General features: G+C 66.2%; 6 protein-coding genes. 5 read left to right on the top strand and 1 reads right to left on the bottom strand.

Annotation, left to right across the window (positions count from 1 at the left end; genetic code table 11):
* On the top strand, positions 1-143 hold a 143-nt coding region (locus FJY73_13395), incomplete at its 5' end, for a hypothetical protein (GenBank protein MBM3321651.1).
* Between the two features lie 158 nt (positions 144-301).
* Here FJY73_13395 and FJY73_13390 read toward each other — a convergent pair.
* The gene (locus FJY73_13390) at positions 302-1,660 is read right to left on the bottom strand and encodes a hypothetical protein (GenBank protein MBM3321650.1); all 1,359 of its coding nucleotides are present in this window, start codon (positions 1,658-1,660) and stop codon (positions 302-304) included.
* A 143-nt stretch (positions 1,661-1,803) separates the two neighbouring features.
* On the opposite strand from FJY73_13390, the gene hydA reads away from it, so the two are divergent.
* The 4 genes from hydA (at position 1,804) to FJY73_13370 (ending at position 8,045) form a co-directional block, all read left to right on the top strand.
* A complete protein-coding gene (hydA, locus tag FJY73_13385) occupies positions 1,804-3,207 on the top strand; it encodes a dihydropyrimidinase (GenBank protein ID MBM3321649.1) in 1,404 nt (467 codons plus the stop codon).
* Between the two features lie 113 nt (positions 3,208-3,320).
* Complete coding sequence (locus tag FJY73_13380) at positions 3,321-4,571, top strand: T9SS type A sorting domain-containing protein (GenBank protein MBM3321648.1); 1,251 nt, start codon at positions 3,321-3,323, stop codon at positions 4,569-4,571.
* Between the two features lie 115 nt (positions 4,572-4,686).
* Positions 4,687-7,023, top strand: a complete 2,337-nt coding sequence (locus FJY73_13375) for an SLC13 family permease (GenBank protein ID MBM3321647.1) — start codon at positions 4,687-4,689, stop codon at positions 7,021-7,023.
* Between the two features lie 155 nt (positions 7,024-7,178).
* Positions 7,179-8,045 (top strand): DMT family transporter, encoded by an 867-nt coding sequence (locus FJY73_13370; GenBank protein MBM3321646.1) that lies wholly within the window; start codon positions 7,179-7,181, stop codon positions 8,043-8,045.
* The last annotated feature ends 81 nt before the right edge of the window (positions 8,046-8,126 follow it).

The raw sequence follows: 8,126 nt of genomic DNA, 5'->3' as shown, positions 1-8,126 counted from the left end.
CGAACGAGCCGGCGGGCGCGACGAGCACCGTGACGTGGGACGGCAGGAACGACGCCGGGCGGAACTGCCCGAGCGGCGTTTATTTCTACCGGATCACCGCGCCCGAGTTCACGGACAGCGGCAAGATGGTGATGCTGAAGTAGGGGCGCTTTCCGCCCGCGCGAAGCGGGCGACTCCCGAAGACAAGCGAAGGGGGCCGGACTCCGGCCCCTTTATCTTTGAAGCACTCCGCCGATCCGCGCTCCGGGGAGACGTGATCTCCCCCGCGCGCGGATGGACTCGCGAGGCAGCGAGCTCGCTCCTACGGTTGGATACGGAGGGGAACGTAGTCGATGTCTCGAGGATCGTCGAGGCCGTCCGCGAAAAGCTCCACCTCGCCCCTCAGCATGTGAACGCGGCGAAGAGTCCCCTCGGGGCTCACGACCACGTAGAGAAAGCGCCCGAGCGCGACCATCCCGGTGATGCTCCCCGCCGGAAGCTCGGCAAGGTCTTCCGTTGCTCCGCTCTCGGTGAAGCGATGGATCCGCCGCGGGCCGCACAGATAGTAAACCCCGTCCGAGTGGCCGATCGGACCGAGCGGCCCGAGACCCGGGTCGAACGAGCGGAAGATCGAGGTCGCGAGATCGACGAGATCGACGCCGATCAGCTTGGTCGTCCCCGTCTCCGAGACGACCAGTCGGTTCCCGACGAGAACGGCGCTCACGTTCTGGAGAACTCCGGGCGAGGCCTCCGGCATGAGGACTGTGTCGTAGGACGATCCGTCCGCGTCGATGAAGTGGAGCTTGTCCCCGGCGTTGTCGAGGAAGACGAAGCTGAGGTCGGGGAGCACATAGAAGTCCGCGCCGGAGACCGCCGGGTTCGTGCTCGTGATCGTGGCGAGCGGGAGACCGAAATGACCGAGCTCGGTAATTGAACGATCGCCCTTCACGAAGATCCGCGTCCCCGCGACATCGATCGGAGCGGTCGAGGAAGCGAATGGGAACGAGGCGCCGTCCATGTCGACGGCGACGAGGCCGCCGCTCGTCCGCACGAGAAACGTGCCGCCGAAGACATCGACCCGAACCGAGCCCCGCGCGACGCCGCCCTTTCCGTTGTCCACCGTCACGCGGATCTCGTGCACTCCTTCCGCGGAGGGAGCCGTCCACTCGACGGAGGAGCCGCTCCCGGAGAACGTCCCCGCGTCCACCGACCAGGAGAACACGAGCGTGTTCGAACCCGGATCGTCGGTCGCGCAGACGAGCGCCACCGTTTCGCCGGGCGCGACGAGATCAGGATCCGCCGTGAGCGAGAGAATCTCCGGGACCCCGACCACGACCGAAACGTCGATCGAGTCCGTGTCCACTCCGTAGCGGCCGTCCGTCACGACGACCAGGATCTTGTACCTGCCGGCCGCTTCGGGGGCGGTCCAAGAGACCGAATCCGAACCGTCCGAGAGGCTCCCCGACTGGGCGGTCCATTCGTACCGGATGGAATCGCCGTCCGGATCGACCGCCTCGCAGACCAGCGAGGCAATTCCCGATGTTCGCACGCGGCTCGGCGTCGCGGTGAGGGAGACGATCGAAGGAGAATGGTTCGAAGGCCCCGGGCTGTTGTCTTCGCCGCAGCCGGCGGCCACGATCGCAACGAACAAGAACAAGAGAAGAAGGGTCCGCTTTTCCATCTTCATTCCTCTCGAGGATTCTACCTCCCGCCGCCGCTTTCTTCGAGATTCCGGTCCGACAAGGCTACTTGACCACGCGTAAAGAGAGCGGTAACTCTCGGTTAGTTTTTGGAAAACCCTCGGGTCGCGGGGAAAGGAGAGGGATGGGCTTCGACACGATCATACGGGGGGGCCTTATCGCCGCCGAGGAGGGCGCGCGCCCCGCGGACATCGGCGTCCGCGGCGAGACGATCGCGGCGATCGGACCCGGCCTCGACGCCTCCGGGGCGCGCGTGATCGACGCTTCGGGCCATCTCGTCCTTCCCGGCGCGGTCGACGCGCACGTCCATCTCGAGCTTCCGGTCATGGGAACGATCACCTCGGACGACTTCCGGACGGGGACGCGCGCGGCGGCGCGGGGCGGCGTGACGACGGTGATCGACTTCGCGACGCCGGAGGAGGGGGAGCCCCTCGCGCGGGCGGTCGAGCGGCGCATCCGCCGGGCCGAGGAGAAGAGCCTCGTCGACTTTTCCCTTCATGTCTGCATCACCCGATGGCGCGAACAGAAGGACGAGATCCGTTCGCTCGTCGAGCGAGGCTTCCCGACCTTCAAGGAGTTCATGGTCTACGGTTCGCGCGGCTGGGAGTCCGACGACTCCGTTCTCGCCGCGACGCTCGCCGCCCTTAAGGACCTGAACGGGATGCTCCTCGTCCACGCCGAATCGTCGAGAATCCTCGATGAGCTCATCGCGCGCCATCACACGCCGGATTTCATGCGGCGCCACGGCGCGCGGCTCCACGCGATGACGCGCCCTCCGATCGTGGAGATCGACGCGATCCGGCGCGCGATCGCGTGCGTCGAGGAGGCCGGCGGCAGGCTCTATATCGTTCACATCTCAACCGGCGAGGGAGCGGAGAGGGTAGGCGAGGCGCGCGCCCGCGGTCTTTCGGTGTTCGGAGAGACATGCCCGCAGTACCTCGTCCTCGACGATTCGGTCTTCGACCGGAAGGACGGGCATCTCTTCGCAAGCTGCCCGCAGGTGAAGAAGAAGGAAGACGGCGGGCGGCTCTGGCGAGCCCTTCGCGAGGGAGTTCTCTCCACCGTCGCCACCGACACCTGCACGTTCACGCGCGCGCAGAAGGACCGATGGGGCGGGGACTGGACGAAGATCCCGACGGGTCTTCCGGGACTCGAAACCCTCCTCCCGATCGTTTACACGAAAGGGGTTCTCGAGGGGAAGCTGTCGCTCGAGCAGATGGCGGACCGTCTTTCCGCTTCCCCCGCGAGGATCATGGGGCTCTATCCCAAGAAAGGAACGATCCGCGAGGGATCCGACGCGGATCTCACAATCATCCATCCGACAAGGACCTTCCCCGTCGATCCCGCGAGGATGGAAACGAACGCCGATTGGTCCCCCTACGAAGGCTGGGAGCTCGCCGGCTTCGCCCGCACGACCCTCTCGCGGGGCGAGGTGATCGTCGACGACTACCGCGTGGTCGGCCGCGAGGGACGCGGGCGCTTCCTTCCAAGGACCCTCGATTCCGAGCGCTCGCCGGCGCGCGGCTGACCGCCGAGCGCCCGCGTTTCGATGCGGCGCGATCCGTCGATTTGTGTTAGAATTCACCATGAAATTCTCTCTCCCTTGAAGAATTCGGAACAAGCAGGAGGAAATCCTCCGCCATGGACAAGACGAATCGTCCACGCGCCGGGCGATCCCGAATCATCCTTGCCCTTTTCCTCTTGTCCGCGATTGTTGCCGTCGGCCTCCGAGCCGGCGAGGCGGAGGCCTTCGCGGTCGGGCACACGAGCGTCACCTATCAGGATCCGGCTCGCGGAAACAGGAGCATCCCGACTGAAATCTACTATCCGGCGCTCACCGCGGGCGAGAACGTCCCGGTCGCGGAGGGTCTCTTCCCGGTCGTGACGTTCGGGCACGGCTTTCTTCTTCCGTACGACATCTACTCGTTCGTTTGGAACGGCCTCGTGCCGGACGGCTTCATCGTCGCGCTCCCGCGCACCGAGGGCAGCCTCACGCCGAGCCACGGGGAGTTCGGAAAGGACCTCGCGTTTCTCGTCGCCAAGCTCCGTGCGGAAGGGGCGAACTCCGGCTCGCTCTTCTACGAGCGCGTCTCCGACGCGGCCGCCGTGATGGGCCACTCGATGGGAGGAGGAGCGAGCTTTCTCGCCGCGGCCGAGGACCCCACGATCACGGCGCTCGCCAACTTCGCGGCCGCCGAAACGAATCCCTCGGCGATCGCCGCCGCCGGCTCGATCACGGTCCCGTCGCTTCTCCTCGCCGGATCGCGCGACTGCGTGACGCCCCCCTCGCAGCATCAGATCCCGATGTACGACGCCCTCGCCTCCGGCTGCAAGACGTACGTGAACATCACGGGAGCGAGCCACTGCCAGTTCGCCGCGTACAACTTCACGTGCAGCCTCGGAGAGACCGGCTGCCCGAGCCCGACGATCACGAGGGCCGTACAGCACGGGATCACGATCGAGTATCTCTCGCTCTGGCTCGATTTCCACCTCAAGGGAAATGCCTCTTCGTGGATCCAGTTCCAAGACCTGCTCGCGTCGGACGGACGCGTGACCTTCCTCCAAGAGTGCGCGATCACATCCGTCGCGCGCGGGGAATCCGGAGTTCCCCTCTCGTCCCGGATCGATCTCGCCGCCCGCCCGAACCCGTTCAACCCGTCGACGACGATCGTTGTCTCTCTGCCGGAAAAGGCCGCGGCACGGCTTCTCGTTTACGATGCGCGCGGGCGCGCCGTGAGGACGCTCCTCGCGCGCGAGATTCCCGCGGGGATCACAACGATCGAGTGGGACGGCACCGACGATGGCGGCGCGCCGCTCCCTTCGGGCGCGTACTTCTCGCGGATCGAGACGAGAGACGGCGCGCGGACGGTGAAGCTGATCCTCGTTCGGTAGCACGAGCTCGGGGACACCCTATCGATTCCCCTCTTCGGGGCACGACTCGCCCCCGATCACGGGCGCAGCGAAATCAGTAGGGTGTCCCCGGAATCCGGCGCTACAATCCGAAACCGTGACGATCGAAATCGGAATCTTCTTCGCCGTTCTCGCGGCGATGGCGTATCTCTTCTTCACCGAGAAGCTGCCGGTGGACCTCACCGCGTTCCTCGGTCTCGTCGTCATCACGCTCGCGGGATACGTCTCCCCCTCCGAGGCGTTCTCCGGTTTTTCGTCGCCGGCGGTGGTCACGCTTCTTTGCGTCTTTTTCGTGAGCGCCGCCCTGGTTCACACCGGCTTCGCGGATCTCGTCGGAGGGCGTCTTCACCGATGGATCGGGAGCCGGGAAGTTCTTCTTCTCGTCGCCATCATGCTCTTCGCGGCGGCGCTTTCGGCCTTTATGAACAACATCGCAGCGGCCGCCGTCTGCATGCCGGCCACCGCGAGTCTCGCCCGCAGGTCCGGCATCTCCCCCTCGCGCCTCTTCATGCCCCTTTCCTTCGCGACGCTCTTCGGCGGCACACTGACCCTGGTCGGCACGCCGCCCAACATCCTCGCATCGGACATGCTGCGGGAGCGAGGCTACGCCCCCTTCGCCCTCTTCGATTTCACGCCGATCGGAGCAGTTCTCCTCGCCGTCGGCGTGATCTATCTCGTCATCGTGGGAAGACGATTCCTCCCCGTGCGAGCGATCGCGGACTCGGTCGCACGGACGGGGGATCTCGCTCGCGTCTATCGGCTGCACGAGACCCTCTTCTCGATTCGGATTCCGTTCGGTTCGCGCCTCGACGGGCTCACGCTTGGCGAAACGAAGCTCGGAACCGCGCTCGGCGTGCAGGTCGTCGGGATCCTACGGGGCGGCCGAAAGGAGCTCGCTCCCGAAGCGAGAACGCTCCTTCTCGGCGGGGATGTGCTCCTCGTCAAGGGACGCTACGAGGACTTGCGAGAACTCTTTCGACTTCAAGGAGTGACGATCGGCGAGGCGCGGCCCGGGGATCTCGCGAGAGCGATCGGCCGGGTGTCGTGCATCGCCGCGCGCATCCTTCCGGGCTCCCCTCTCGCCGGGCGCACGCTTCGCGGGATCAAGTTCCGCGAGAACTACGGAGCGATCGCCGTGGGGATCCGCCGCGGAGGAGCGATCCTCGACCGCGACCTCCCGGCCGAGACGCTCCGCGAGGGGGACGAAGTGCTCGTGCTCGGAACAGAGTCCGAGCTCGAGCTTCTCGCGCAGCAAAAGGGGTTGGAGGTCGCCGAGGTCGGAGACTCGCTCTTCGAGGAGATGAAGGATCGTCTCTTCCTGCTCCGCGTGCCGCCCGCTTCGGCGCTCGTCGGGACAACCATCGGAAAGAGCCGCATCGGGGAGCTCGTGGGGCTCACCGTCGCCGGGATCTGCCGCGGAGAGGACGTCTTCCTTCCCGCCCGCCCCGAGGAGACGATCCTCGCGGGGGACGAGTTCCTCGTCGCGGGGGAGCCGGATCGGATCCGGAGCCTCCTCGCGCTCGGCGAGGTTGAGCTCGAAGAAGACGCGGAAGCCGCCGGGATCGAATCGGAGGACGTGGGGGTCGTCGAGGTTTCGGTCGCGCCGCGCTCGCGCGCCGCGGGGCGGACCCTCGCCGAGATGCAGTTCCGCGAGAAGCACGGTCTTCAGGTGCTCGCCGTGTGGCGCGAGGGAAACCCGATCCACACGAACCTCGCGAACCTGCCGCTCCGCTTCGGCGACGCGCTGCTCATCCAGGGACCGTGGAGCAGAATCCGGCTCCTCGGGACCGATCCGGACTTCGTCACCCTCTCCCTCGCCGCGCAGGAACCGCGCCGCACGCGCAAAGCTCCATTCGCTCTCGGCGGCCTTCTCCTTCTCGTCGCGATGGTGGTGACCGGCTTCCAGCCGATTCACGTGGCTTCGCTCGCGGCGGCCGTCTTCGTCGTTCTCACGGGCGCGATCACGATGGAGGAAGCGTATCGATCGATCGAATGGCGCGTCGTTTTTCTCGTGGCGGCGATCCTTCCGGTCGGCATCGCGATGGAACGGACCGGAGCCGCGCTCCTCCTCTCGCAATCGGTCGTCGGCTGGGCGGGAACGGCGGGACCGATCGCGGTTCTCGCCGCGCTTTGCCTCCTCTCGAGCCTCCTCAGCCAGTGCCTCGACGGCGCGCCCGCGGTCGTTCTTCTCGCGCCCGTGGTCGTTCGAATCGCCGAACCGCTCGGCATCTCCCCGATCCCGCTCATGATGGGCGTCGGCCTCGCCGCGTCGGCCGCGTTCATGACGCCGTTCAGCCACAAGGCAAACCTGCTCGTCATGGGCGCGGGCGGATATCGGATGTCCGACTATCTTCGCGTCGGGACGCCGCTCACGATCCTCTATCTCGCGGCGCTGATCTCGCTCGTTCCGGTCTTCTTCCCGCTGTGTCCATAGCCCGCTTCGCGCGCGTTCTCTCCATCGGCCGAGATCCGCGGCACTGGGATGAGCATTCCCGGGATAGGGATTTCCTGCCCCGCACTTTCCCCGGCACGGCGGGCGTTCTTGCATTACTCTTTCTCCTCGTGGTCGTTCCGCGGGAGAGGAATCCGATGCGGGCTGTCTATCTTCTGCCGCTCGTCGCGGCGGTTCTCTGGTCTTGGTCGTTCGTCGCGACGAAGGTGCTCCTCCGATATCTTTCGGTGATCGATATCATCGGGGTCCGGCTCATTCTCGCCGTTCCGCCGATGCTCGCGCTCGTTCTTCTCCGCGGCCTCTGCCCCCGCCTCACGCCGCGCGACGGGCGCGTCCTCCTCGGCGGGGCGGGGATTCTCTTCCTCCATTTCTTGATCCAGTTCCACGGGCTTCGCGACACGACCGCGACCCAATCCGGATGGCTGATCGCGGTCGCGCCGATCTCGATCGCGATCCTCGCGCGCATCTTTCTCGGAGAGCGGATCGGGCGCGCGCAGGTGGCCGGCATGGCGGTCGCGACGGCCGGAATTATGCTTCTCGTCTCTCGCGGGAATCTCTCCGGGCTCCGCTGGCTTTCCCACAGGGGAGACTGGCTCGTTCTCGCTTCCACGTTCACGTGGGCGGGGTTCACCGTGGCGACGCGCGACCTGTCGAGGCGCCATCCCCCGCTCGGCGTCACGACTCTCCTTCTCGCGGCGTGCGGGCTCGCCGCGCTTACCGTGATGATCTTCACGTCGAGAAGCGGCGCCCTTCTCTCCCTCCCTCTGGAAGGGATCCTCGCCGCGCTCTTCCTCGCGTTCCTCTGCACGTTTCTCGCGTTTTGGTTCTGGCAGGAAGGGGTCGCGCGGATCGGGGCCTCCCGGTCGGGGTTCTTCCTTTACGTCATGCCGGTCGCGACAATGGTTCTCGCGATCCCCTATCTCCACGAAACGTTCGGATGGATTTCGGGAGCGGGGGGCGCGCTCATCCTGGCCGGGGTCGCCCTCGCCGAGAAGAAGAAGTGACGATCCGAGCGAGCAAGAACACTTAAGACCTCAATATCATCAAGTAACAGGACCCGCCGTCCGACAACCGAGCCACGCGCG

This window comes from Candidatus Eisenbacteria bacterium (assembly GCA_016867715.1).
GTDB lineage: Bacteria > Orphanbacterota > Orphanbacteria > Orphanbacterales > Orphanbacteraceae > VGIW01.
This window is presented reverse-complemented; position numbering and strand designations above follow the sequence as displayed.

What these genes read in the sequence shown, in the direction of transcription:
- hydA (MBM3321649.1), top strand. Translation starts at nt 1,804, where the DNA reads ATGGGCTTCGACACGATCATACGGGGGGGCCTTATCGCCGCCGAGGAG.
- FJY73_13390 (MBM3321650.1), bottom strand. Translation starts at nt 1,660, where the DNA reads ATGGAAAAGCGGACCCTTCTTCTCTTGTTCTTGTTCGTTGCGATCGTG.
- FJY73_13370 (MBM3321646.1), top strand. Translation starts at nt 7,179, where the DNA reads ATGCGGGCTGTCTATCTTCTGCCGCTCGTCGCGGCGGTTCTCTGGTCT.
- FJY73_13380 (MBM3321648.1), top strand. Translation starts at nt 3,321, where the DNA reads ATGGACAAGACGAATCGTCCACGCGCCGGGCGATCCCGAATCATCCTT.